1 protein-coding gene is annotated in these 703 nt (G+C 61.0%); it reads left to right on the top strand.

Going from position 1 to position 703, the window contains the following annotated elements; all coding sequences use genetic code 11:
• On the top strand, window positions 1-703 hold a 703-nt coding region (locus tag ACV22Z_RS35685; RefSeq protein WP_448080934.1), incomplete at both ends, for a hemagglutinin repeat-containing protein.

The raw sequence follows: 703 nt of genomic DNA, 5'->3' as shown, positions 1-703 counted from the left end.
TGCGGGCCGCGATATCGTCAACACGACGCTGGTCGATGCAGTCGGCGCAATCGGTTCTTCCGGCGCAAGCAAGGTCAATACAAGCTTGATCGGCCAGCAGGGCACGATCGCGTCGACCGGCGATCTGTCGGTTCAGGCTGGTCGAGACCTCACGCTTCATGGCGCGAATCTGTCGGCCGGTGGTGATGCGCTCGTGACGGCGGGCCGAAACATCAACGTCGATACGGTGCAGGCGATGACGAACCAGTCGCTGTATCTGAACGATCAGCATCATTGGGAAGAATCGAAGACGACGAACGTGACGAGCGATATCGCCGCAGGCGGCAGCTTGGGGATGCAAAGCGGCAACGATACGACGCTCAAGGGGGTAGCCGTTTCTGCCGGTAAGGATTTGTCGGCGATTGCGGGCGGCAATCTGACGGCCACGACGGTCACGGATACCGCGAAGCTCGACAACGTGGCGGCGGACAGCAAGACGCGGCAAGAAATCGATCACGTTTATGACGAACGCGCCGTCGGCACGCAATTTACGGCGGGCGGCGATGCGACCCTTGCGGCAGCGAGTACCGACGCGTCGAAAGGCAACGTAGTACTGACGGGCTCGTCGCTCACGGCGGCCGTGACGAATGGCGTTGAAAACAGTACGGGTGCCGCAAACATTGTAGCGACGGGCAACGTCACGGTGAACGAAGCCCGTGAGGAA

This window comes from Burkholderia sp. PU8-34, assembly GCF_053427725.1.
Note: the sequence above shows the minus strand (reverse complement) of the source record. Positions and strands in the feature narration are given on the sequence as shown.